22 protein-coding genes are annotated in these 24,129 nt (G+C 71.3%); 11 read left to right on the top strand and 11 right to left on the bottom strand.

The window, feature by feature from the left end; genetic code table 11:
• Window position 1: 1 nt before the first annotated feature.
• The 4 genes from murJ to ACLFOB_RS04215 are packed head-to-tail and all read right to left on the bottom strand — an operon-like array spanning window position 2 to window position 5,762.
• Window positions 2–1,543, bottom strand: a complete 1,542-nt coding sequence (gene murJ, locus ACLFOB_RS04230) for a murein biosynthesis integral membrane protein MurJ (RefSeq protein WP_410925043.1) — start codon at window positions 1,541–1,543, stop codon at window positions 2–4.
• Between the two features lie 13 nt (window positions 1,544–1,556).
• Window positions 1,557–1,763, bottom strand: a complete 207-nt coding sequence (locus tag ACLFOB_RS04225) for a YdeI/OmpD-associated family protein (RefSeq protein ID WP_410925041.1) — start codon at window positions 1,761–1,763, stop codon at window positions 1,557–1,559.
• 26 nt (window positions 1,764–1,789) lie between these two features.
• Window positions 1,790–4,576 carry a [protein-PII] uridylyltransferase gene (locus tag ACLFOB_RS04220; protein ID WP_410925039.1) on the bottom strand — a complete coding sequence of 929 codons (2,787 nt, stop codon included), beginning with the start codon at window positions 4,574–4,576 and terminating at the stop codon, window positions 1,790–1,792.
• Window positions 4,563–5,762, bottom strand: coding sequence for a penicillin-binding protein activator (locus ACLFOB_RS04215; RefSeq protein ID WP_410925037.1), 1,200 nt, complete (start codon window positions 5,760–5,762; stop codon window positions 4,563–4,565). Before ACLFOB_RS04215 ends, ACLFOB_RS04220 begins: the two co-directional genes overlap by 14 nt.
• Window positions 5,763–5,858: 96 nt before the next feature.
• Between ACLFOB_RS04215 and rsmI the strand changes: the two genes are divergently transcribed.
• The 4 genes from rsmI (at window position 5,859) to ACLFOB_RS04195 (ending at window position 9,072) form a co-directional block, all read left to right on the top strand.
• Window positions 5,859–6,752, top strand: coding sequence for a 16S rRNA (cytidine(1402)-2'-O)-methyltransferase (gene rsmI / locus ACLFOB_RS04210; RefSeq protein WP_410925035.1), 894 nt, complete (start codon window positions 5,859–5,861; stop codon window positions 6,750–6,752).
• Entirely contained in the window at window positions 6,736–7,161 is a 426-nt protein-coding gene (locus ACLFOB_RS04205) for a YraN family protein (protein ID WP_410925067.1), read from the top strand. The genes rsmI and ACLFOB_RS04205 overlap by 17 nt, the downstream gene beginning before the upstream one ends.
• A gap of 70 nt (window positions 7,162–7,231) precedes the next feature.
• Complete coding sequence (gene gshB, locus ACLFOB_RS04200; protein WP_410915499.1) at window positions 7,232–8,173, top strand: glutathione synthase; 942 nt, start codon at window positions 7,232–7,234, stop codon at window positions 8,171–8,173.
• Window positions 8,170–9,072: an alpha/beta hydrolase gene (locus ACLFOB_RS04195; RefSeq protein ID WP_410925033.1), complete on the top strand. Its 903-nt coding sequence runs from the start codon at window positions 8,170–8,172 to the stop codon at window positions 9,070–9,072. The genes gshB and ACLFOB_RS04195 overlap by 4 nt, the downstream gene beginning before the upstream one ends.
• Here ACLFOB_RS04195 and ACLFOB_RS04190 read toward each other — a convergent pair.
• Window positions 9,042–10,556, bottom strand: coding sequence for a YifB family Mg chelatase-like AAA ATPase (locus tag ACLFOB_RS04190; RefSeq protein WP_410925031.1), 1,515 nt, complete (start codon window positions 10,554–10,556; stop codon window positions 9,042–9,044). The genes ACLFOB_RS04195 and ACLFOB_RS04190 overlap by 31 nt on opposite strands.
• Before the next feature lie 340 nt (window positions 10,557–10,896).
• Between ACLFOB_RS04190 and ACLFOB_RS04185 the strand changes: the two genes are divergently transcribed.
• Together ACLFOB_RS04185 and ACLFOB_RS04180 are read left to right on the top strand one after the other, a co-directional pair.
• Window positions 10,897–11,775: an RNA polymerase factor sigma-32 gene (locus ACLFOB_RS04185; protein WP_410915502.1), complete on the top strand. Its 879-nt coding sequence runs from the start codon at window positions 10,897–10,899 to the stop codon at window positions 11,773–11,775.
• Window positions 11,772–12,578 carry a ChaN family lipoprotein gene (locus tag ACLFOB_RS04180; RefSeq protein ID WP_410925029.1) on the top strand — a complete coding sequence of 269 codons (807 nt, stop codon included), beginning with the start codon at window positions 11,772–11,774 and terminating at the stop codon, window positions 12,576–12,578. The genes ACLFOB_RS04185 and ACLFOB_RS04180 overlap by 4 nt, the downstream gene beginning before the upstream one ends.
• Here the strand turns inward: ACLFOB_RS04180 and ACLFOB_RS04175 are convergent.
• Entirely contained in the window at window positions 12,529–13,017 is a 489-nt protein-coding gene (locus tag ACLFOB_RS04175; protein WP_410915504.1) for a hypothetical protein, read from the bottom strand. The genes ACLFOB_RS04180 and ACLFOB_RS04175 overlap by 50 nt on opposite strands.
• A 56-nt stretch (window positions 13,018–13,073) precedes the next feature.
• On the opposite strand from ACLFOB_RS04175, the gene coaBC reads away from it, so the two are divergent.
• From coaBC to ACLFOB_RS04155, 4 genes are all read left to right on the top strand, one after another.
• On the top strand, window positions 13,074–14,270 hold the full coding sequence (gene coaBC / locus ACLFOB_RS04170; protein ID WP_410915505.1) for a bifunctional phosphopantothenoylcysteine decarboxylase/phosphopantothenate--cysteine ligase CoaBC: 1,197 nt from the start codon (window positions 13,074–13,076) through the stop codon (window positions 14,268–14,270).
• 68 nt (window positions 14,271–14,338) lie between these two features.
• Complete coding sequence (dut, locus tag ACLFOB_RS04165) at window positions 14,339–14,803, top strand: dUTP diphosphatase (protein ID WP_410915506.1); 465 nt, start codon at window positions 14,339–14,341, stop codon at window positions 14,801–14,803.
• Window positions 14,803–15,867 (top strand): HesA/MoeB/ThiF family protein, encoded by a 1,065-nt coding sequence (locus ACLFOB_RS04160; protein ID WP_410925027.1) that lies wholly within the window; start codon window positions 14,803–14,805, stop codon window positions 15,865–15,867. The genes dut and ACLFOB_RS04160 overlap by 1 nt, the downstream gene beginning before the upstream one ends.
• Window positions 15,868–15,896: 29 nt before the next feature.
• Window positions 15,897–17,918 carry a M3 family metallopeptidase gene (locus tag ACLFOB_RS04155; protein WP_410925025.1) on the top strand — a complete coding sequence of 674 codons (2,022 nt, stop codon included), beginning with the start codon at window positions 15,897–15,899 and terminating at the stop codon, window positions 17,916–17,918.
• Window positions 17,919–18,070: 152 nt separating this feature from the next.
• Here ACLFOB_RS04155 and ACLFOB_RS04150 read toward each other — a convergent pair whose 3' ends face one another.
• The 3 genes from ACLFOB_RS04150 to pyrC all read right to left on the bottom strand — a co-directional run bounded on the left by ACLFOB_RS04150 (window position 18,071) and on the right by pyrC (window position 21,541).
• Window positions 18,071–19,558 (bottom strand): replicative DNA helicase, encoded by a 1,488-nt coding sequence (locus ACLFOB_RS04150; protein WP_410915509.1) that lies wholly within the window; start codon window positions 19,556–19,558, stop codon window positions 18,071–18,073.
• 185 nt (window positions 19,559–19,743) lie between these two features.
• On the bottom strand, window positions 19,744–20,418 hold the full coding sequence (locus ACLFOB_RS04145) for an orotate phosphoribosyltransferase (RefSeq protein ID WP_410915510.1): 675 nt from the start codon (window positions 20,416–20,418) through the stop codon (window positions 19,744–19,746).
• An 82-nt stretch (window positions 20,419–20,500) separates the two neighbouring features.
• The gene (gene pyrC / locus ACLFOB_RS04140; protein ID WP_410915511.1) at window positions 20,501–21,541 is read right to left on the bottom strand and encodes a dihydroorotase; all 1,041 of its coding nucleotides are present in this window, start codon (window positions 21,539–21,541) and stop codon (window positions 20,501–20,503) included.
• Between the two features lie 107 nt (window positions 21,542–21,648).
• On the opposite strand from pyrC, the gene ACLFOB_RS04135 reads away from it, so the two are divergent.
• Window positions 21,649–21,924, top strand: a complete 276-nt coding sequence (locus ACLFOB_RS04135; protein WP_410925023.1) for a hypothetical protein — start codon at window positions 21,649–21,651, stop codon at window positions 21,922–21,924.
• Here the strand turns inward: ACLFOB_RS04135 and ACLFOB_RS04130 are convergent.
• Window positions 21,921–22,868, bottom strand: coding sequence for a phosphoadenosine phosphosulfate reductase (locus ACLFOB_RS04130; RefSeq protein ID WP_410925021.1), 948 nt, complete (start codon window positions 22,866–22,868; stop codon window positions 21,921–21,923). The genes ACLFOB_RS04135 and ACLFOB_RS04130 overlap by 4 nt on opposite strands.
• Before the next feature lie 92 nt (window positions 22,869–22,960).
• The gene (locus ACLFOB_RS04125; protein ID WP_410925019.1) at window positions 22,961–24,016 is read right to left on the bottom strand and encodes a glycosyltransferase family 2 protein; all 1,056 of its coding nucleotides are present in this window, start codon (window positions 24,014–24,016) and stop codon (window positions 22,961–22,963) included.
• Window positions 24,017–24,129 lie beyond the last annotated feature (113 nt).

Raw genomic sequence — 24,129 nt, 5'->3', positions numbered from 1 at the left:
CTCAGCCGCGCCTGAGCGCGCCGCGCACCTCCGACAGGCGCAGCGCGCCCAGCACCTGCGCGGCGCCGAAATAGACCGCCGCACCGCCCAGAACCAGCACCGCCAGCGCCCCGTAGCGCCAGCCGGGCATGCCGAGGAAGGGACCCAGGATCAGCTCCAGCGTCCAGAGCGCCAGGCCCATCACCCCCGAGGCCCAGAGGATGCGCCAGATCCGGCTGCGGAAGCGCGCGTCGAAGCGCGCCACATCGCCGAAGCGCCGCCCGCCGATGCCCAGCAGCAGCACCATGACCCAGGCCGCCGCCGTCGCCGCGATGGCGGGCGCGACCCAGCCCACCACGGGCGCCAGCCCGATCGCCAGCACCGCGTTCACCACCATCCCCCAGAGCGCGTAGCGGAAGGGCGTGCGCGTGTCCTCGCGCGCGAAGAAGAGCGGCTGCAGCACCTTCTGCAGCACGAAGGCCGGCAGACCCAGGCCATAGATCGCCACCGCCACGGCGATGGCGGCGCTGTCGTCTGCCGTGGCCTGCCCGCGCTCGAACAGGACCGAGACGATGGGCAGGGGGATCAGCACCAGCGCCACGGCGCAGGGGATCGTCAGCGCCAGCGCGATCTCGCCCGCGCGGGAAAAGGCCGCGCGCCCGCCGGCGTCGTCGCCCGCGCGCAGGCGGCGCGCGAGATCCGGCAGAAGCACGATGCCGATGGCGATGCCGACGACGCCGAGGGGAAGCTGATAGAGCCTGTCGGCGGCATAGAGCCAGCCCACCGCGCGGTCGAAGTAGCTGGCCACCTGCTGGCCGACCAGCAGGTTGACCTGCAGCACGCCCCCCGCCAGCGCCGCGGGCACGGCGATGCGCACCAGACGCCGCAGCTCTGGCGTGAGCCGCGGGCGCTGCAGCCGCATGGTGAAGCCCGCCGCGCGCGCGGCGATCGCCACCAGCAGGAGTTGCGCGACCCCCGCCACCGGGATCGCCCAGATCAGCGCGCGCGCCACGTCGCCGCCCATGAGATGCGCCCCGCCGATGGCGCCGATCAACAGCAGGTTCAGCAGCACGGGCGCGGCGGCGGCGGCGGCGAAGCGGCCGGTCGCGTTCAGCACGCCCGAGAGCAGCGCGGCGAGCGAGATGAAGAGGATGTAGGGAAAGGCGATGCGCCCGAATTCGACCGACAGCTCGAACTCCACCTGCCCGGCAAAGCCCGAGGCCATGCCATAGATCAGCCAGGGCATTGCGATCTGCGCGACCAGCGTGAGCGCGATCAGCACCGTGGCCAGCCCCGCGAAGGCGTCGCGCGCGAAGCCCTGCGCATCCTCTTCGCCCTCCAGCTTCTTCGAGAACATCGGCACGAAGGCGGTGTTGAAGGCGCCTTCGGCGAAGAAACGGCGGAACATGTTGGGCAGGCGGAAGGCCACGACATAGGCCTCGTAGAGCGGGCCGGTGCCAAGGAAGGCAAGGATCAGCACGTCGCGCACGAAGCCCAGCACGCGGCTTGCAAGCGTCCAGACCCCGACCGTCAGGAAACCGGCCATCAGGCGGATGGGCCTCATCGGCGCGGGCCCGTCATCGCTTCGGGTGCCAGTCCACGCCGGTGTCGCCGTGCCCTGCCTCCAGATCGGCCGAAATGGATGCGCGCCTGCGCGCGCGCGTTCCGGGCTTCTTAGCGGTGGCAATCCAGCCCAGCCAGTCGTGGCGCGGACGGGGCGGGCGGGCGTCGAACGCCCCGCGCAGACCTTGCCCGTCGAGCGCCGCGCCCGTCTCCCGGGGCATGACGTTGTCCGGGTGCCGCAGCGGGGTCATCCCTCCGCCCTCGCCGCGCCGTCCTCTATGGCCTTCCTGAGTCGCGCCTCCAGGATGCGCTGGCGGGCGGGCGCGTGCAGCTTCAGCCCGAACATGTCCTTGACGTAGAAGCTGTCGACCGCCTGCTCGCCATAGGTCGCGATGACCGCGGAGGCGATGTAGACATTGGCCTCGGCCAGCGTGCGGGTCAGATCGTAGAGCAGGCCGGGACGGTCGCGGGTGTCGACCTCGATGATGGTGTAGATGTCCGAGCCGTCGTTGTCGAAGGTGACCGAGGTGGGCACGCGGAAGGCGCGCTCGCGCTTGCGCAGCTTGTCGCGCGGCCGCATCGCCTCTCTGGGTATGACCTCGCCGCGCAGGGTCTTGCCGATGGTGCGCTCCAGCCGCGGCAGGCGCTCCATCTCGTAGGGGCGCCCGTCGGCGTCCTGCACCCAGAAGACCGCCGTCGCGTAGCCGTCCTTCGATGTATAGGTGCGCGCATCGACCACGTTGGCGCCAGCGAGCGCCAGCGCGCCCGCGAGGCGCGAGAAGATGCCGGGATGGTCGGCCAGCGCGAAACAGATGCGGGTGGCATCGCGGTCCTCGTCCGGGTGCAGGTCGATGCGGATGTCGTCCGCGCCGATGTCGCGCAGCAGCCGCGCGAAGATCTCGTGCGCGGTGACGTGGAGCCCCTGCCAGTAGGCTGGATAGTGGCGGCCCAGCTCGCGCCGCAGGTCCGACTGATCCCAGTCCGCCAGCCGGGCGCGCAGGGCGCGCTTCGCCTCCGCCTCGCGGTTCTCGCGGTTGAGCGCCTCCATCCCGCCCTCAAGCGCGCGCCGCGTCTGGCGGTAGAGCGCGCGGATCAGCGCGGCCTTCCAGTTGTTCCAGGTGCCGGGGCCCACGCCGCGGATGTCGCAGACGGTGAGCACCGTCAGCAGGTCCAGCCGATCCTTCGTGCGCACGAGCTTGGCGAAGTCGCGCACGGTGCGGGGGTCGGCGATATCGCGCTTCTGCGCCAGATCGGACATGAGCAGGTGGTAGCGCACCAGCCACTCCACCGTCTCCGCCTCCCACTTCCGCAGGCCCAGGCGGGGGGCGACCGTGCGGGCGATCCGCGCGCCGAGGATCGAGTGATCCTCTTCCCGCCCCTTGCCGATGTCGTGCAGCAGCAGCGCCACATAAAGCACGCGGCGGTTCACGCCTTCCTGCAGGATCCCGCTGGCCACCGGCAGGCTTTCGGACAGCTCGCCGCGCTCGATCCGCGCAAGCTGGCTGATGCACTGGATGGTATGTTCGTCCACCGTGTAGTGGTGATACATGTTGAACTGCATCATCGCGACGACCGGGGCGAATTCCGGCAGGAAGGCCGAGAGCACGCCAAGCTCGTTCATCCGGCGCAGCGCGCGCTCGGGGTTGCCGTGCCGCAGCAGCAGGTCGAGGAAGATGCGCTGCCCCTCGCGGCTGGTGCGCACCTCGTCGTCGATCAGGTGCAGGTTGGCGCGCACAAGGCGCATCGCGTCCGGATGGATCAACAGGCCCGTGCGCAGCGCCTCCTCGAAGAGCCGCAGCAGGTTGAGCTTGTCGGCGAGAAAGGCCGCGTCGTCGGCGATGGCAAGCCGGCCGGTGGCCACCGTGTAGCCCTTGCGCACCCGCGGCGTGCGCGTGAAGAGCCGGGTCAGAAGCGGCGCGCCCTTGCGGTGATCGGCCTCGAGCGCGGTCAGGAAGATGCGCGTCAGATCGCCCACCGCCGTCGCGTGCAGGAAATATTCCTGCATGAAGTGCTCGACTGCCCGCCGCCCGCGCGCGTCACGGTAGCCCATCGCCTCGGCCACGTCGACCTGCATGTCGAAGGTCAGCTGCTCGACCGCGCGGCCCGACAGCAGGTGCAGATGGCAGCGCACCGCCCAGAGGAAGTTCTCGGCCCGGCGGAAGCGGTCGTATTCCTCGGGGCGGAACACGCCCAGGTCGACAAGCGCCGCTGCCACATCGACGTGATGGACGTATTTCGCGATCCAGTAGAGCGACTGCAGGTCGCGCAGCCCGCCCTTGCCCTCCTTGACGTTGGGCTCGACCATGTAGCGCGCGCCCTGCCGGGTGTGCCGCGCGTCGCGCTCGGCGAGCTTGGCCTCGATGAACTCGCGCTCGGTGCCGTCGAAGAGATCCTGCCGCAGGCGGTGTTCAAGCTCCTCGGTCAGCGCCGCGGTGCCGCAGAGGTGCCGGTGTTCCAGCAGCGCGGTGCGGATCGTCACGTCCTCGGCGCCCAGGCGCAGGCAGTCCTTCACCGTGCGCGACGCGTGGCCGATCTTCAGCTTGATGTCCCACAGGATGTAGAGGATCGACTCGGTGACGCTCTCCGCCCAGGGCGTGATCTTCCACGGCGAGAGGAACAGCAGGTCCACGTCCGATTCGGGCGCCATCTCGCCGCGGCCGTAGCCGCCCACGGCCAGCAGCGCGAGGCGCTCGCCCTCGGTGGGGTTGGGATTGGGGTGCAAGCGTTGCGTCGCGACGGTCCAGGCCGCCTCGACCAGCCGGTCGGTGAGCCAGGCATAGGCGCGGATCGTCGCGCGGGCTTCGAAGGGGTGCGCGCGGAAGGCATCGGCGATCGCATCGCGGCCACGGCTGCGCGCCTCGCGCAGCAGCCGCACGGCGGCCATGCGCAGCGCGGCGCCGTCTTCGGCCTCTGCCGCTGCCGCCTCGAGGTCGCCGGCAAAGGCCGCGCGGTCGAAGATCGCCTCGGGCGCGCAGATCAGCCTGTCCTGCGCGTCCCGGGGAAGGGCGGCGAGGACAGGATCAGAATCCGGCACCGCGGAAGCTTCTCGGCGCCGGGTCGAGGATCTCCACCTGCCCGTCGCGCACCGTCGCCACCGCCAGCGCGCGCTGATTCGTGCCGTCGGGCAGCAGCCGGAAGGCACCGCCGGTGCCCTGGAACCCGGAGGATTGCGTGAGGTCGCCGCGGGTCAGCGTGGCGCCGTTGCCCTGCTCGACCAGCGCACCGATGGCGGCGATCCCGTCGTAGGCGAGCCCTGCCAGAGGATGCGGGCGTCTGCCATGGGCCGTTTCGAAGCGGTCGCGGAAGCTTTCCATCATCGCCTCGTCCGGCCGGGCGAACCAGCCACCCTGAACGCCCGGCAGGTCCAGGGTCTGTTGCGGCACGTCCCAGCGGGCCAGGCCGATGTACTGGGTGTCCGAAGGGTCGAGCCCCTGCTCGGGCAGCAGCTGCGCAAGCAGCGGCAGCGCACCGGAGGAGGTCGAGGTCAGGAAGATCGAATCGGCGTCGTTGCTGCGCACGGCCTCGACGGCCCGGCTCGCGGCGTCGACCGCGCCCTCTTCGGAGAACGGAAAGGGCACGGTGCCGACCACGCGCATGCCCTGCGCCGCCGCAGCACTCTCGATCGCGTTGCGGCCGAACTGTCCCTCGACGGTGTCGGGGTGAACGATCACGGACCGCGTCCGGCCCTGTCGCGCGGCGTAGGCGACAAGGCGGTCGGCCGCGTTCTCGAAGGTCGGGCCCAGCACGAAGAGGTTGCCGCCGGCAATCGAGCTGTTGTTGGAAAAGCTCAGCACGTTCAGCCCGTCGTCGGCGACCTGCACCGCCGCGGCATTGGCCGCCTCTCCGAAGAGCGGGCCAAGGATGATGCCCGCCCCCTCGTCGGCGGCGCGCTGCGCGACGGACGCAGCGGTTCCGGCATCGCCGGCCGTGTCGTAGACGCGCAGGTCGATCGCGACGTCGCCCAGATCGTCGACCGCAAGCCGCGCCGCGGTCTCGAGATCGCGGGCGATGCTCGCGGCACCCTCGTCGCTGCGCGGCACCAGCAGCGCCACGGGCACCGGGCGGGACGTATCGATCGAGCGTTCCTGACCGACTGCCGGCAGGCTCACGCCAACCGGCTCGCAAGCGGCCAGCCAGAGGATCGACAGCGCGGCGAGCGCGCGGGCGGCGAACTTGCGGGGCGGGGCGAACTTGCGGGGCTGGGCGAAAACGTCGAACATGGGCGAAAGCCTCCCTCGGTCGGAACCGGCGGAACAGGGTGTCGGCCACCGGCCTGTGGGCGCGGTCGATCATAGTCACGACAAGAGGCGGGTCCAGTGCCGAATCCTCAAGACGGCGATCTTGCGCCGGGTCTTTACCTGGTTTCGGTGCCGATCGGCAACGCGCGCGACATCACCCTGCGCGCGCTCGACGTGCTGCGCGATGCCGACGTCCTGGCCGCCGAGGACACGCGCAGCCTGCGCCGGCTGATGCAGATCCATGCCGTTCCGATGGGCACGCGCAGGGTTCTTGCCTATCACGACCACAACGGTCCGGCGATGCGCCCAAAGCTGCTGTCGGCGCTGGCCGAAGGGAGTTCGGTCGCCTACGCCTCGGAGGCGGGCACGCCGCTTGTGGCCGATCCGGGCTATGCGCTCGCGCGCGAGGCGATCGCGGCGGGCCACCCGGTGACGGCCGTGCCCGGGGCTTCGGCCGCGCTGGCCGCGCTCGCGGTGGGCGGCCTGCCCACGGACCGCTTCTTCTTTGCCGGTTTCCTTCCGGTGTCCAAGGCACAGCGACGGCGGGCAATGGAAGCGCTGCGCGGGGTGCCCGGCACGCTGGTGATCTACGAATCGCCCCGGCGGGTGGCCGCGATGCTGGCGGATGCGGCGGCCGTACTGGGGGCGGACCGGCCGGCCGCGCTCTGCCGGGAACTGACGAAGCGTTTCGAGACCGTGCGCCGCGGCGCGCTGGGCGAGCTTGCGGCGGCGCTGGCGGACGCGCCGGTGCCCAAGGGCGAGATCGTCGTGCTGATCGGCGCGGGCGATTCGGAAAGCGTTAGCGAAATCGACCTAGAAGGGATGCTGGACGCGGCGCTTGGGCATGCCTCGGTGCGCGACGCCGCGGCAGAGGTCGCCGCCGCCACCGGTCTGCCCCGGCGCAGGGTCTACCAGATGGCGCTGCGGCGCACGGCGAAGGAGCACAACGATGACGATGACGGCGATGTCTGAGGCTGCGGCGATGCCGCCCTTCGCGGCTCCGGGGCGGGCGCGGCGCGTGCGGCGTGGACGCCTCGCCGCGCTGTCGGGGCGCGCGGCGGAGGCGGGGGTTGCGCGCCACTACCGCGCGAGCGGGCGGCCGGTCGTGGCGGAACGCTGGCGCGGCGCGGCGGGCGAGATCGATCTCGTCGTGCGCGAAGGTGCGCGCGTCGTCTTCGTCGAGGTCAAGGCCGCGCGCAGTTTCGAGGCGGCGGCGACGCGGCTCGGCCGCCGCCAGATGGACAGGCTCTGCGCTGCGGCGGAGGAATTCGTTGGACAGGAACCTGGCGGCCTGCTGACCGAAATGCGCTTCGACCTCGCGCTGGTCGACGGCAGCGGGGCGGTGAAGGTCATCGAGAATGCCTTCGGCAGCGACTGGTAGGCGGCGGCACGACGATTGCGCCCGGACGCCGGCTGCGCCATGAAAGGGCCTGTCGCAGCGGAGCCCGCCCATGAAAGTCGCCATCCAGATGGATCCGATCGGCGCCATCGACATCGACGCCGACACCACCTTTCGCCTCGCCGAGGAGGCGCAGGCGCGGGGGCACGAGCTTTTCTACTACACCCCCGACCGGCTGGCCTACGAGGAGGGACGGATCACCGCAAGGGGCCGGCCGCTGCGGGTGCGGCGCGCCCGCGGCGACCATGCCGAGCTTGGCGAGGAGGCGCATGTCGACCTGGCCGGGTTCGACGTCGTCTGGCTGCGGCAGGACCCGCCCTTCGACATGCACTACATCACCACCACGCACCTGCTGCAGCGGCTCGCGGCCAGCACGCTGGTGGTCAACGATCCCTTCTGGGTGCGCAACTTCCCCGAGAAGCTGCTGGTTCTCGATTTCCCGGACCTGACGCCGCCCACCACCATCGCGCGCGACCTGGCCACGATCCGCGCCTTCAAGGCGCGGCATGGCGACGTGATCCTCAAGCCGCTCTACGGCAACGGCGGCGCGGGGGTCTTCCGGCTGGATGCCAACGACCGCAACCTCTCGGCCCTGCACGAGCTCTTCACCGGCTTCACGCGCGAACCGCTGATCGTGCAGAAATTCCTGCCGCAGGTGGCGCAGGGCGACAAGCGGGTGATCCTTGTGGACGGCGAGGCCGTGGGCGCCATCAACCGCGTGCCCGCCGCCGGCGAGACGCGGTCCAACATGCACGTCGGCGGCCGGCCGGAACCCGCGCAACTCACCGACCGCGACCGCGAGATCTGCGCCCGCATCGGCCCGGTGCTGCGGGAGAAGGGGCAGCTCTTCGTCGGCATCGACGTGATCGGCGACCGGCTGACCGAGATCAACGTGACCTCGCCCACCGGGCTGCAGGAACTCGAGCGTTTCGACGGCGTCAACATCGCCGCCCGCGTCTGGGAGGCGATCGAGGCGCGGCGCGCGGCGGCATGAGCCTGCGCCTTGCCGCGATGAACGCGGCGCTGCGCGCCGTCGCCAAGCCCGCGCTCGCGCGGACCGGAACGCCCGAACGCGCGCGCCGCGACTTCGAGCGGATCGCGCCGCTGCTGCGCGGGCCTGCCCACCTGCGCGAGATCCGGCGGCCCGGACCGCCGCCGCTGGGCTGGCTGTCGGCCGGGCCGGTCCCGGCGGGCCGCGCGATCCTGTGGTTTCACGGCGGCGCTTATGTCGCCGGCAGCCTGCGCACCCACCGCGGGATGCTGGGGCGGCTGTCGCGCCTCGCGCGCACCGAGGTCTGTGCGCCGGAGTATCGTCTGGCTCCCGAGGCGCCGTTTCCCGCGGCCTTCGAGGATGCATGCGCCGCCTGGGGCCTCCTGCGCGCGCAGGGCCTCGCGCCCGGCGACATCGTTCTGGGCGGCGACAGTGCGGGCGGAGGGCTGGCGCTGGCGCTGCTCTCGCGGCTTCTGGAGGAGGGCGAACGGCCCCGCGCCGCGGTGCTCTTCTCGCCTTGGGTGGACCTGACGCTCTCCGGCGCCTCGCTGCGCGAGAACGCCCGCGCCGATCCGCTTCTGCCCGTGGAGCGGATCGAGGAACTGGTCGACATCGTGGCGCCGGAAGCCGACCGGCGCGACCCGCGCCTCTCGCCGCTTTTCGCGCCCTTCCGCGCCCCGCCGCCGGTGCTGATCCAGGCCAGCCGCACCGAGATCCTGCGGGACGACGCCAGGCGCATGGCCACCCGGCTGCGGGCGGCGGACGGGCGCGTGCACCTCGATCTCTGGCCCGACACGCCGCATGTCTGGCAGATCCTCGACGGCTGGCTGCCGGAGGCGCGCGCGGCGCTCGCCCGCGCGGGCGACTTCGTTCAGACCGCCTTCGCCGAGACGATGCGGTAACTCACCGCCTCTGCCACATGCGGCCGGCGCACCGCGTCCGAGCCGTCGAGGTCCGCGATGGTGCGCGCCACGCGCAGCACCCGGTGATAGCCGCGCGCGGACAACCCGATGCGCTCGGCCACGCGGGTCAGCACCTCGCGCCCCTCGGCGTCGGGCGTCGCCACCTCGTCCAGCGCCTTGCCCTCGGCATCGGCGTTCTGGCGCAGGCCGGGGTGGCCGGCGAAGCGCGCCACCTGCACCTCGCGCGCCCGCGCCACCCGCGCCGCCACCTCGGCCGAGCCCTCGCCCGAGGCCGGCAGATCGAGATCGGCGAAGGCCACCGGCGGCACCTCGACCCGCAGGTCGAAGCGGTCCATCAGCGGCCCCGAGATGCGGCCGAGGTAATCCTCGCCGCAGGCGGGCGCCCGGCCGCAGGCGCGTGCCGGGTCGGAGAGGTATCCGCAACGGCAGGGATTGGCCGCCGCCAGCAGCAGGAAGCGGCAGGGATAGCGCACATGCGCGTTGGCGCGCGCGACCATGACCTCGCCCGTCTCGACCGGCTGGCGGAGGGTTTCCAGCACGGCGCGCGGAAACTCCGGCAGTTCGTCCAGGAAGAGCACACCATTATGCGCAAGGCTGATCTCGCCCGGCTTCGCGCCCTTGCCGCCGCCCACGATCGCGGCCATCGAGGCGGTGTGATGCGGCTCGCGGAAGGGGCGCAGGCGGCTGATGCCGCCCTCGTCCAGCAGGCCCGCCAGCGAGTGGATCATCGAGGTCTCGAGCGCCTCGACCGGGGTGAGCGGCGGCAGCAGGCCGGGCATCCGCGCGGCCAGCATCGACTTGCCCGAGCCCGGCGTGCCGATCATCAGCATGTGATGGCGGCCCGCCGCCGCGATCTCGAGCGCGCGCTTGGCGCGTTCCTGTCCCTTGACGTCGCGCAGGTCGCGGGCGGACGGATCGCCGGTGATTTCGCCCGGCTCGGCGGGCGGGATCGGGGCCTGCCCGGTGTAGTGGCGCACCACGTCGCCAAGGCTGGCCGCCCCGATCACCTGCGCGCCACCAACCCAGGCGGCCTCCGGCCCCGAGGCGCGGGGACAGAGCAGTGCGCGGTCCGCTTCGGCCGCGGCCATTGCGGCGGGCAGGGCGCCCAGCACGGGCATCAGAAGGCCGTCGAGCGACAACTCGCCCAGCGCCACAGTGCTTTCGGCGGCGTCGGCTGGCAGGATCTCGAGCGCGGCGAGCAGCGACAGCGCGATGGGCAGGTCGAAATGCGAGCCCTCCTTGGGCAGGTCGGCGGGGGCGAGATTGACGGTGATCCGCTTCGACGGCAGCGCGATGGAAAGCGCGTTGAGCGCGCTGCGCACGCGGTCGCGCGCCTCGCTCACGGCCTTGTCGGGCAGGCCCACGATGGAAAAGCCGGGCGTGCCGGGGCTGACCGCGCATTGCACCTCGACGGTCCGCGCCTCCACGCCCTCGAAAGCAACGGTATAGGCCCGTGCGACCATCGCGACCCCGGCAAGACTGTCCGCAAGGGCCTAGCGCGGACTTGGTTGACGAATGCTTAACGCGCGGGGGTCGGGCGGCGCGCACGGCCGCGCACCGTGCCGCAGGCCGTCTTGACAAATTCGTGATGATGCCGCGGCGGCAAGACGAAGCGTCTGCAGGAATCCCGCCAGTTCAAGGGGCTGTGACGGGCCTGCCCGCGCGGCACGCGTCGGCAGGCGCGCCGGAACGCCGCATGTGACACAAGCGTTCCTTCGACGAGACTGATCCAGGAACGTGCGGCGCGCGTACCGAAGTAGAAAGGCGCTCCGATGAGGCGCCGACGCAGACAGCGGAGTGACCATGGCCCTCGATACCCAGACCGACAAGAGCCTGTCCCGTGCCGCCATGAAGGCAGAGCTTCTCGACGCGGAGACGGAGCTGAAACTCGCCTACGCCTGGCGCGACGAGCGCGACGAGGAAGCGCTGCACCGGCTGATCAACGCCTACATGCGGCTCGCGATTTCCATGGCGGCCAAGTTCCGCCGCTACGGCGCGCCGATGAACGACCTGATCCAGGAGGCCGGCCTGGGCCTCATGAAGGCGGCCGACAAGTTCGACCCCGATCGCGGCGTGCGGTTTTCCACCTATGCTGTCTGGTGGATCAAGGCCTCTATCCAGGACTATGTGATGCGCAACTGGTCGATGGTGCGCACCGGGTCCACCTCGTCGCAGAAATCGCTCTTCTTCAACATGCGCCGCGTGCAGGCCCGGCTGGAGCGCGAGGCGGCGCAGCGGGGCGTCCAGCTCGATCGCCACCAGTTGCATCAGCTCATCTCGACCGAGATCGGCGTCCCGCTGCACGATGTCGAGATGATGGAGGGGCGGCTTTCGGGCTCGGACTTCTCGCTCAACGCGACCCAGTCCGCCGAGGACGAGGGCCGCGAGTGGATCGAGACGCTGGAGGACGAAGGCACGCAGGCCGCCGACCTGATCGAGCGCGACCACGACATGGCGCGGCTGCGCGAGTGGCTGGTCGAGGCGCTGGGCGTGCTGAACGAGCGCGAGCGCTTCATCGTGCGCGAGCGCAAGTTGCGCGACGACCCGCGCACGCTGGAAAGCCTGGGCGACGAGCTGGGCCTGTCGAAGGAGCGGGTGCGCCAGCTCGAGGCGGCGGCGTTCCAGAAGATGCGGCGCGCGCTGGAATCGCAGTCGCGCGAGGTGCAGGCGCTGCTCGCATGAGGGGCGCGCTCGCTGCGCTCGCGTTGCCGCTTCTCGCTGCGCTCGGCGCGGAGGCGGAGCCCATTGCGCCTTCGGAGCTTTCGACGCTGCCGACAGCCGATATCGTGATCCTGGGGGAGGTGCACGATAACCCGTGGCATCACGAGAACCAGACTGCCGCGGTCGCGGAGCTGCAACCCGCGGCGCTGGTCTTCGAGATGCTGACGCCCGAGTATGCGGAGCGCGTGACGCCTGACCTCATGACGGATGCCGAGGCGCTGCGCGCGACCCTCGACTGGGACGAAAGCGGCTGGCCCGACTTCGCCATGTATGCGCCGATCTTCGCCGCGGCGCCCGAGGCGCGCGTCTTTGGCGCGGCGGTGCCGCGCGAGGAGTTGCGCGGCGTGGTCATGGGCGAGGGCGAGCTGCCCGAGGATGCCGCGCGCTGGGGCCTCGACGCGGCCCTGCCGGACGAGCAGCAGGCCGAGCGCGAGGCGATGCAGGCCGAGGCGCATTGCGACGCGCTGCCCGAGACGATGCTGCCCGGCATGGTGATGGCCCAACGGGTGCGCGATGCCGCACTCGCGCGCAAGGCTCTGCGCGCGCTTGACGAGACGGGTGGCCCGGTCGTGGTGATCACCGGCAACGGCCACGCGCGCACCGACTGGGGGATGCCCGCGAAACTGGCGCGCGCCGCGCCGGATGTCTCGGTCCTGTCGGTCGGCCAACTCGAGGCCGCGCCGGAGGACAGCGCGCCCTACGATCTCTGGCTCGTCACGCCGGAGGCGGAGCGGCCCGATCCCTGCGACGCCTTCCGGGGCTGAGCAGCCGACGCCAGCGCCGTTGCCTGTGGGCATAGAAGACCCGCGCGAAGAGGCGTATCGCCGGGGTCAGCCAGCCGGCCTCCACCACGATCCGGTCGGTGTAGCGCGTGCCGTCGCCCTCCGGCGCAATCTCGATCAGGTGATCCCACCGTCGCGCCAGCGTGCCGCGCCCGTCGTCGCGCAGCCGCAGCATCGGCGGTGGCGCTTCGGGAAAGCTCACGCGTATTTCCTGCCAGCCAAGCGGGAGCCCGAGCGGTCCGCGCAGCCGGACGCGCCAAGTGCCCTCCTCCCAACGGTCGGGCAAGGGCCGGCCCTCGGGCACGAAGCGCAGCAGCGGCGCCGCGACATGAGCCAGCGTTGCGGGACGCATCAGCATATCCCGGACCTCGTCCATCGGGGCCGGCAGATGGGTGGTCAGGGTGACGGCTCGGTCCGACATTGTGCGGCGCGGGGCAGGGGGCTAGGTAGGGTGCGGGCGGGCAGGAGAGACGGGCGATGCTGGCAGGCAGGCGAATCCTCTTGATCATCGGCGGCGGAATCGCGGCCTACAAGACCCTCGATCTGATCCGGCGCCTGCGCGAGCGTGGCGTGGCGGTCACGCCCGTGATGACCCGCGCGGCGGAGGAGTTCGTGACGCCCCTGTCGGTCGCCGCGCTGGCTGGGGAAACGGTGCATCGCGCGCTCTTCGACCTGACGGCCGAGGCCGAGATGGGGCATATACAGCTGTCGCGCGTGGCCGATCTTGTGGTGGTGGCGCCCGCGACGGCCGACCTGATGGCGAAGATGGCGCAGGGCCACGCGGACGACCTCGCCTCGACGCTGTTGCTGGCCACGGACACGCCGGTGCTGGCCGCACCTGCCATGAACGTGCGGATGTGGCAGCATCCGGCAACCCGCCGCAACGCCGCCACCCTGCGCACGGACGGTGTCCGCTTCGTGGGGCCGGACGAGGGCGACATGGCCTGCGGCGAATACGGCCCCGGCCGGATGGCCGAACCGGCGGCCATCCTCGCAGCCGTAGAGGCGGCGCTGGGCGAAGGGCCGCTGTCGGGGCGGCGGATCGTGGTCACCTCGGGGCCCACGCATGAACCCATCGACCCGGTGCGCTACATCGCCAACCGGTCCTCGGGCGCGCAGGGCGCCGCTCTGGCCCAGGCGCTGGCGGCGCTGGGAGCGCATGTGGTCTTCGTGACCGGCCCCGCCGCCGTGCCGCCGCCCGAAGGGGTCGAGGTGGTGCGCGTGGAGACCGCGCGCGAGATGTTCGCGGCGGTCGAGGCGGCGCTGCCCGCCGATGCCGCCGTCATGGCCGCGGCGGTGGCGGACTGGCGCGTGGCAGGCGCGGCGGAGCAGAAGATCAAGAAGGTGCCCGGTGGCGATCTGCCGCAGCTGTCCTTCCACGAGAATCCCGACATCCTGGCGCATGTGTCGGCGCTGACCGAAGGGCGACCGCGGCTGGTGGTGGGCTTCGCCGCAGAGACGCAGGACGTGGTCGGGAATGCGACCGCCAAGCGCGGGCGCAAGGGCTGCGACTGGATCGTGGCGAACGACGTCTCGCCCGGCACGGGGATCATGGGCGGGGCCGAGAACGCGGTGACGCTGGTGACGGCCGAAGGTGCGGAAACCTGGCCGCGGATGCCCAAGGCCGAGGTCGCCGAGCGCCTCGCGGCGCGCCTCGCCGAGGCGCTGGCGTAGGGAACGCGCCTGCGGCGCGTGCGCTTCGCGCGAGGGTATTTGGGGCAAGAGGAAGGACCGGGAGAGGAATGATCGTGCTGCGCGTCCTGCGGACCGAAGAGGCGGACCCGGATGTGCCGCTGCCGGCCTACGCCACCGCGGGCGCGGCGGGGGCGGACCTGCGGGCCAATTTCCCGGCGGATGCGCGGGCGGAGGGGCTGCTGCTGGGCGCGGGCGCGCGCGCGCTGGTGCCCACGGGGCTGCGGCTGGAGATCCCCGAGGGTTACGAGGTGCAGCTGCGGCCGCGCTCCGGCCTCGCGCTGAAGCACGGAATCGTGCTGCCGAACGCGCCGGGCACGATCGACAGCGATTATCGCGGGCCGCTGGGGGTGATCCTGCTGAACCTCGGGACGGCACCGTTCCGCGTGCGCCATGGCGAGCGGATTGCGCAGATGGTGGTGGCGCCGGTGGTGCGCGCGGCCTTCGAGCTGGCCGAAGCGCTGGCTGAGACGCCGCGCGGCGCGGGCGGCTTCGGCTCGACGGGGCGCGGCTGATGCTTCTGGTCTTCGGTCTAGCGGCGCTGGCGTGGTTCGGCGGCGGGCTGATCGGCCTGCCGCGGCAGGCTCGCGCCCTGATCCTGGCGCTGCTCTACATCGCGGTGCTGATGGTGCATGTGGCGCTGCCGGAGGGGCACCCGCTGCGGGTGGCCACCGGGGGCGGGCCGGCCTTCTGGCTTATTCTCGGCGGTTTCGGCCTGTTGGGCGCGGGCTATGCGCTGGTGCTGCGGCGGTTGCGCGGGCGTGCGGCCGCGAAGGAGGCGGCCGAGGCGCCCGCGCCGCGCCCCGGCGCGATGAGCGAGGCGCAGCTTGAGCGCTACGCGCGTCACATCGTGCTGCGCGAGATCGGCGGCACCGGGCAGCGTGCGCTGGGCGAGGCGAAGGTGCTGGTGGTGGGCGCGGGCGGCCTTGGCGCGCCGGCCTTGCAGTATCTCGCCGCCGCCGGTGTGGGCACGGTAGGGGTCATCGACGCGGACCTGGTCGAGAACGCCAACCTGCAGCGGCAGGTGATCCACCGGGACGCCGACATCGGGGTGCCCAAGGTCTTTTCCGCGCAGGCCGCGATGGAGGCGCAGAATCCTTACGTCACCGTGCGGCCCTATCACCGGCGCCTGACGGAAGAGATCGCCGCGGAGCTTTTCGCCGACTACGACGTGATCCTCGACGGCTCGGACAATTTCGAGACGCGCGAGCTGGTCAACCGCGCGGCGGTGGCGGCGGGCCGGCCGCTGGTCTGGGGCGCGATCGCGCAATGGGAGGGGCAGGTCGCCGTCTTCGACCCCGCGCGCGGCGGCCCCTGCTACGCCTGCGTCTTTCCGGAGCGCCCGGCGCCGGGGCTTGCGCCCTCCTGCGCGGAGGCGGGCGTGGTGGGACCGCTGCCGGGGGTGGTGGGCGCGATGATGGCCGTGGAGGCGGTGAAGCTCATCGCCCAGGCCGGCGCGCCGCTGGTCGGGCGGCTGATGCTTTACGATGCGCTTTATGCCGAGGCGCGGGTGATCGCCGTGGCGCCACGGCCGGGCTGCCCGGTCTGCGGGGGTGGCACGGCGTCAACAGGGGCATAGATCCCATGGCGGAACAGGAGAACGCGCCCATGACGAACCCGTTGCTCGCACCCGTCGCGACGCCCTACGGCCTGCCGCCCTACGACCGGATCGAGGATGCGCATTACGCGTCCGCGCTCGACGCCGCGCTGGCCGAGGCGCGGGCCGAGATCGCGGCCATCGCGGACAACCCCGCGCCCGCCGATTTCGCGAACACCATCCAGGCGCTGGAGGGTATGGGCGCCACGCTCGACCGGGTGCTGGGCGCCTTCTTTTCCGTTGCGGGCGCGGATGCCACGCCGGCGCGACAGGCACTGCAGCGGGAGTTCTCGCCGAAGCTCGCGGAGTTCTCTTCCGACCTCTACGGCAACCGCGCGCTCTGGGAGCGGGTGCGCGGCGTGTGGGAGGCGCGCGCTTCGCTGGACCTCGACGCGCAGGATGCGCGGCTGCTGGAGTTGACGCACCGCGCCTTCGTGCGGGCGGGCGCCGCGCTGGAGGGGAAGGCGGCCGCGCGGATGCGCGCGATCAAGGCGCGGCTCGCCGTGCTGGGCACGCAGTTCACCCAGAACCTGCTTGCCGAGGAGGCGGGCTGGCGGATGGAGCTTGACGAGGCCGACCTGGAGGGGCTGCCGGACTTCGTGGTCGAGGCTGCGCGCGCGGCGGGGCGCGCGGCGGGGCTCGACCGGCCCGTCGTGACGCTCTCGCGCTCGCTGATCGTGCCTTTCCTGCAGTTCTCAACGCGGCGCGATCTGCGCGAAGGGGCCTGGCGCGCCTGGGCCGCACGCGGCGCGAACGGCGGCGAGACCGACAATCGCGCCATCGCCGCAGAGGTGCTGGCGCTGCGCGAGGAACGCGCGCGGCTCCTGGGCCACGACAGCTTCGCCGCCTGGAAGCTGGAGACCGAGATGGCCAAGACGCCCGAGCGGGTGCGCGATCTGCTGATGCAGGTCTGGGCGCCGGCGCGGGCACGGGCCGAGGCCGACGCGGAGGTGCTGACCGCCATGCTGCGCGCCGACGGGATCAACGGCGCGCTCGAGCCCTGGGACTGGCGCCACTACGCCGAGCGGCGGCGGCAGGCGGAGCATGACCTCGACGAGGCGGCGCTGAAACCCTACCTGCAGCTTGAGCGGATGCTGGAGGCCGCCTTCGACACGGCGCACCGCCTTTTCGGGCTGGAGTTCCGCGAAGTCGAGGTGCCGCTCTACCATCCGGACGCCCGCGCCTGGGAGGTCACGCGCGACGGGCGGCACATGGCGCTTTTCGTGGGCGACTACTTCGCGCGCGGCACCAAGCGGTCGGGCGCGTGGTGCAGCGCGATCCACGGCCAGCGCCACTGGCCCGCGCCGCGCCGCGCCATCGTCGTCAACGTCTGCAACTTCGCGAGGCCCGCAGAGGGGCGGCCCGCGCTGCTGAGCTACGACGACGCGCGCACGCTGTTTCACGAGTTCGGCCACGCGCTGCACCACATGCTGTCGGACGTGCGCTACGGCTCGATGTCGGGCACCTCGGTCGCGCGCGATTTCGTGGAACTGCCCAGCCAGCTCTACGAGCACTGGCTGGAGGTGCCCGAGGTGCTGCGCCGCTTCGCGACTCATGCCGGGACGGGCGAGCCCATGCCGCAGGAGATGCTCGACCGGGTACTGGCGGCCGCGACCTTCGACATGGGGTTCCAGACGGTGGAGTATCTCGCCTCGGCGCTGGTCGATCTCGATTTCCATTCCGGCGCGGCGCCCGCCGACCCGATGGCCCGGCAGGCCGAAGTGCTGGCGGAACTCGGCATGCCGCACGCGATCGGGATGCGGCACGCAACGCCGCATTTCGCCCATGTCTTCGCCGGCGACGGCTATTCGGCGGGCTATTACAGCTACATGTGGTCCGAGGTGATGGACGCCGACGCCTTCGAGGCGTTCCGCGAGGCGGGCGATCCCTTCGACCCGGAAACCGCCGCTGCGCTGGAACGCTGGGTGCTGGCGGCGGGCGGCACGTCCGAACCCGAGGCGCTTTACGAGGGCTTCCGCGGCCGTCTGCCGGGGGTCGAGGCGCTGCTGCGGGGGCGCGGCCTGGCGGCCTGAGCCGCCGCGCGCCGCGGCTCGGCAGCCAGATTACCGGCAAGATCGGTGAGGGGGGCGGGCAGGATGACCGCGCCGCGCAGCCATGCCGCGCGCCCGGGCAGGGCGCGCCACGGCCTCGCCCAGCGCCCGCTCGATTCCCGTGACCGGTGGTGTCAGAAGCCCTCGTCCTGCTGCCAGGGCTTGGCGAGATTGCCGAAGCGCGTGAAGCGCCCCTCGAAGCTGAGTTCCACGGTGCCGATGGGCCCGTGCCGCTGCTTGCCGATGATCACCTCGGCGCGGCCGTGCAGCTTTTCCATCTCTTCCTGCCATTTCGCCATGCCGTCGAGGTCGTGGTCGCCCGGCTTTTCGCGCTCCTTGTAGTATTCCTCGCGGAAGACGAACATCACCACGTCGGCGTCCTGTTCGATGGAGCCCGATTCGCGCAGGTCCGAGAGCTGCGGGCGCTTGTCCTCGCGGCTTTCCACCTGCCGCGACAGCTGCGAAAGCGCGATCACGGGGATATCCAGTTCCTTGGCGATGGCCTTCAGCCCTTGCGTGATCTCGCTCACCTCGTTCACCCGGCTGTCCTTGGCAGAGGCCGGGCGCACCAGCTGCAGGTAGTCCACGATCAGCACGTCCAGGCCATGCGTTCGCTTGAGCCGCCGGGCGCGGGCGGCGAGCTGGCTGATTGGCAGGGCGGGCGTGTCGTCGATGTAGAGCGGGCAGGCCTCGAGCTCGCGCGCGGCGGCGGCGAAACGCTGGAACTCATCCTCGGTCAGGTCGCCCCTGCGCACGCGGTCCGAGGGGATGTCGGAGGCGTCCGACAGGACCCGCGTGGCGAGTTGTTCGGCGCTCATCTCGAGGCTGAAGAAGCCCACCGCGCCGCCCTCGACCGCGCCTTCCGTGCCGTCGGACTTGAGGCCGCGGCGATAGGTGCGCGCGATGTTGAAGGCGACGTTGGTGGCCAGCGAGGTCTTGCCCATCGAGGGGCGGCCGGCAAGAATCAGCAGGTCGGACTTGTGCAGGCCGCCCAGCTTCTTGTCGAGGTCGACCAGGCCGGTCGAGATGCCGGCAAGCTGCCCCTTGCGCTTGTGGGCAGCGACGGCCACCTGCACCGCCTCGAGCGAGGCATGCAGGAAGGACTGGAAGCCGCTGTCGGCCTGCCCCTGTTCGGCAAGCCGGTAGAGTGCCTGTTCTGCCTCGACGATCTGCTCGCGCGGCTCGCGGTCCACCTCCATCTTCGCGGCACGGGCCGAGATGTCGCGCCCCAGCGCGATCAGCTCGCGCCGGATGGCGAGGTCGTAGATCAGTTGCGCGTAGTCGCGGGCGGCGAACCCCGCGATGGCGGCACCGGCAAGCCGGGCGAGGTAGGCGGGGCCGCCCAGCGCCTCGAGTCCCTCGTCGCCCTCCATGAAGGTCTTGAGCGTCACCGGCGAGGCGAGCGCGTTCTTCGAGATGCGCGCGGCCGCGATCTCGAAGATGCGGGCATGGACGGGATCGTAGAAATGCTGCGGGCCGACGATGGCCGCCACACGGTCGAAGATGTCGTTGTTGGTCAGGATCGCGCCGAGCAGTTGCTGCTCGGCCTCGACCGAATGCGGCATGGACTCCGGAGACTCGATCTCCGCGTTCGCCGGGTTGAACCCCGCGATCTGATTCATGGCTGGCCCCTCTGCTCGTCGTCCGGACCGCATAGCCGTGGCGCGCGGACCAGGGCAAACTGTATAAGCTGTGGATAGCCTGTGAGTCGCCGATCGCTACCCTAGCATGTGGCGGCGACAATGTCGGCGTCAACATGTTGTGGGTGTAGCGGCAAGATGTGCCTGTCACGCCACAGCGGCGGGATCTATCTGCGCCGCGCGTCCTGCCAGGCTCTTGGCGCGTCGAGAAAGGCCTCGACCTGGTCGAGTGTCGCGGGCGAAAAGGCTTTCTGTTCGCGGGCTTCGGCCAGCACGTCGCGCCAGGTGGTCAGCGACAGCAGCCGCACCCCGGCCCCTGCCAGCCTCGCCTCGCCCTCGGGGAAGATGCCGTAGGCGAAGATCACGGCGGTGAAGGCGCATTCCCCGCCAGCCTCGCGAATCGCCTCGACGAAGGACAGCTTCGAGCCGCCGTCTGTGGCCAGGTCCTCGACCAGCAGCACGCGGTCGCCCTCGTTCAGCACGCCCTCGATGCGGGCGTTGCGGCCGTAGCCCTTGGGCTTCTTGCGGATGTAGGCCATCGGCAGGCCCAGGCGTTCCGCGATCAGGGCGGCGAAGGGGATGCCGGCGGTCTCGCCGCCCGCGACCACGTCGAAGCGCTCGAACCCGGCCTCGCGCAGCACGGTGGCGGAGAGGTAGTCCATCAGCGCCGTGCGGACGCGCGGGAAGCCGATCAGGCGCCGGCAGTCGATATAGGTGGGCGAGGGCAGGCCGGAGGCGAGCGTGAAGGGCTCGTCGGCGTTGAAATGCACCGCTTCCACTTCCAGCAGCATGCGCGCGGCCAGGCGGGCGATTTCCTCGGGCGGGGGGGCGGTCGTGATCATGCGCAAGGCTCCTGTGGTGCGGGACGGTGCCGCCAGGGGCAAGCGGTTTGAGAAACCGCTTGCAAGGCGCTTCCAAGCGCCTTCACGGCGCCACCCGCCAGTGCAGCGCAAAGCCGGGATCGAACACGGTGACCGGGCCGTCGCCCGTCTCGATCCGCGCCGGGTAGTCCACCGGCGCCCCCCTTGTCAGGGTGATGCGCTCCTCGTTCGGCGGCAGGCCGTAGAAGGCCGGGCCGTGCAGCGACGCGAAGCCCTCCAGCCGGTCGAGCGCGCCCTCGGTCTCGAAGACCTCGGCCAGCACCGACAGCGCGTTGGGCGCGGTGAAGATGCCGGCGCAGCCGCAGGCGGTTTCCTTCGCCGCGTCGACGTGCGGGGCGCTGTCGGTGCCAAGGAAGAAGCGCGCATCGCCCGAGACGGCGGCAGCGCGCAGCGCCTGCCTGTGCGTCTCGCGCTTGGCCACCGGCAGGCAGTAGTAATGCGGCCGGATGCCGCCGGCCAGGATATGGTTGCGGTTGATCACCAGGTGATGGACCGTGATCGTGGCGGCAAGGTCGCGCGCGGCGCTCTTGACGTAGGCCACCGCATCGGCCGTGGTGACGTGCTCCATCACCACGCGCAGGCCGGGGGTGGCCCGGCGGATCGGGTCCAGCACGCGCTCGATGAACACCGCCTCGCGGTCGAAGATGTCGATGTCGGCGTCCGTGACCTCGCCATGCACGCAGAGCGGCACGCCCGCCTCGGCCATCCGCTCCAGCACGCCGCGCACGCGGCCGAAGTCGCGCACGCCCGAGGCGGAGTTCGTGGTGGCGCCGGCAGGGTAGAGCTTGACCGCGGTCACGATCCCTTCGGCATGGGCGCGAACCACGTCCTCGGGGTCGGTGTCTTCGGTCAGGTAGAGGGTCATCAGCGGCAGGAAGGTCTGTCCCTCCGGCAGGGCAGCAAGGATACGTTCCCGGTAGGCCGCGGCCTGCGCGCCCGTCACGACGGGCGGCACCAGGTTCGGCATCACGATGGCCCGTGCGAAATGGCGTGCGCTTTCGGGCAGCACGCCCGCCAGCATGGCGCCGTCACGCAGGTGAAGATGCCAGTCGTCCGGGCGGCGCAGGGTCAGGGTCTCGGTCATGGCCGCGCCTTTACCCAATCGCGCAGGCGCGCGCCAGTGCGCGGGTGATTGCCCGCGGTGCCAGGATGCGGCACATGTCGCTGAGCGCATCGCAAGGGAGACGTCCGATGCTCTTGACGCTGATCGTCGCCGGTCTGGCGGGGGCCGCCACGCCCCATGTCCAGGACCGCGTCACCGAGGCCTTGCTGTCGCTCCTCGGAGAGGAGCGGATGCCGGATGCGGGCGGGCGCCGGGTGGCGGCCTTCGCGGCCATGCTGCTTGCTGCGGCGGTGCTGCTGGTGCTGGTGTCGGACGAGGTCTCGCCCGTGCTTCTGGTGATCGGCGGCACCATCGGCGCCTTCCAGAAGGAGATCCGCGCGGCGATCTCCGACCGGATGGGCTAGGCGCCGACCCGGGCGTCCTCGCCCAGCATCTCTTCCAGCCGCTGCGCCCGGCGCGCGAAGCGCGGCGCGGAGAGCCTTTCGCTCACGTTCCGGCACAGCGAAAGCGCCAGCCGGTGACGCCCCCGCTCCTCGAGCCGCGCGAGCAGCCGGCGCAGGTAGGGGATGTGGTCGCGCCGCGCGCGCATGTGTTCGTAGAACAACTCCCGGTCCAGCACTCCGTCGCCCGCCGCCTCCAGCAGCGGGGACAGGCAGCCCATGCCGATCAGGTCGCCCTGTATCGCGCCGCCCATGTTCCTCAGGCGCAGCCGGATCACGTTGTCGCCCTGAAAGAGCGCGGCGTGCATCGCGTCGAGCGATTCGTGCGGGTCATAGATCAGGAACGCCTCGAGCGCGCCGTCGATCATGGCGGGCGCATAGCCGAAGCGGTCGGAAAACGAGGTGCGCCGCATCTCCAGGAACCGGTCGTCCCACTCGGCGAACTCGGGATCGAGGGTCGCCTGCGGCTGGATCGCCAGCACCGTGGCGCCTGGTGCAGCCACGGAGTAGGCCGCCGCGGCATAGCCGCAGGGTCCCGCGCCGTAGAACACCACGCGGTCGAAATCCTCGAAGAAGGCGTCGTCGATCAGCCGGTCGATATAGTCGTAGACCGCCGGGTCGCGGAACCATGTGTCGCCCTGGGCGATCAGGGACAGGCTCGACCAGCCCGCGGCGCGCACCATCTGCCACCCCAGCGGTTCCTCGCGCGCGGACAGCGCGCGCATCCCCTCGACCGTCTCGAAGCTGACCAGCAGGGTGCCGCCGTGGTCTATGTAGCTTGCCATGTGCCGGGGGCCGAGCACGGCGAAATGGCCGTTCTCGACGGTGACCTCTGCCAGGGCGTCCAGCCATTCGGCCTGCGGCAGCCCGGCGAGCGGTCGCTGATCGAGATCGGGGGCATCCTGCATGCGGGTCTCCAATGCCGGCAGGTCGGACTGCGCCTGCACCTTGGCCATCGGATAGTAACGGATTTGGGCGAAATTGCGCGCGAAAGAGTCCCTTAATCCGGCGCGTCGGCGCATTCCCGCGCGCGGCGTGCGTGGGCGATCAGCCGGGCCGCGACCGCGCGCGGGACGGGCCGCGACGGCGGTGTGACCAGCAGACGGCCCATCAGCGCGCGGTTGGGCTCGTCCTCCATCAGGGTCGCGAAACGGGTGCGCCGCCAGGCGACGGCCGCCTCGTGCAGCCGCGCGAGTTCAGGATCGGCGGCCAGTTCGGCGCGATGGCGCGCCGTCTCCGGCGCCAGCGCCGCGATGCTGCAATCCTCGTCGGTGCAGTAGTTGCGCTCCACCCAGTAGTCGAGGCCCAGCCGGTCGTCCCCGTGCACGGCCCGCCCGCGGTCGGCCTTGAGCACGAAGCTTTCCATCGCCCCCAGCGGATAGTGGTTGAGTTGCGCAAGCCCGTAGTTCGGCTGTCCGAAGGTCGAGAAGATGCGGCGCCTGCGGAAGATGGGATCGAGTTCCCGCCCGTGCCCGTCGAACCAGCGCGCGGCCTCGACGCGCGCGGGGTCGGGCGCGCGGGGGCGATGCACGCCCGGCTTCGCGTAGGTGCCGTCGTTGCGATAGAGCGTCTTGAACATCGCCGCGCGCCAGGGCCACCACATCACCTCGGGTGCTGCGCGGGTGAACTGTTCGGTGACGGGCCGATCCTCGAAGGCCACCACGCCGCAGTTGCCGAAAAGCCGCCATGTCAGCGTGATCGCCGTGGCATCGGGCAGTGCTGCGATCAGCGCGGGCAGGGTGCGGTCGCCTGTGTGGACGTTGACGAACTCGTCGATGTCGAGCGGCAGGATCCAGTCGGCCTCTTGCGTGATCGGCAGCTTTGCCGCGCGGTTGAGCGCGGTGAACTGCACGCCCTGCGCGTCATGGGGCGGCGGGTTGCGGTGGTGCTCGACCCGGCCCAGCGCCGCCAGCCTGTCCAGCATCGCGTCGGTGCCGTCCTGGCAGTCGTTCGAGAAGGCGAGCACATCGGTGATGCCGACGGCGCGGTGATGGGCCAGCCAGTCCAGCAGGAAGGCCGCCTCGTTGCGCACCGTCAGGATCGCGAGGATGCGCATCACCAGCCCCGGGCGAAGGTGACGACCTTGGCCTGCGAGGCGCGCGGGAAATAGGTGAGCCCGCCGCGCTGCATCGCGTCGAACACCGCCTGCACGCCCGCCTGCCCGATCCA

It is taken from the genome of Rhodosalinus sp. (assembly GCF_046542825.1).
Classification (GTDB): Bacteria; Pseudomonadota; Alphaproteobacteria; order Rhodobacterales; family Rhodobacteraceae; genus Rhodosalinus.
Note: the sequence above shows the minus strand (reverse complement) of the source record. Positions and strands in the feature narration are given on the sequence as shown.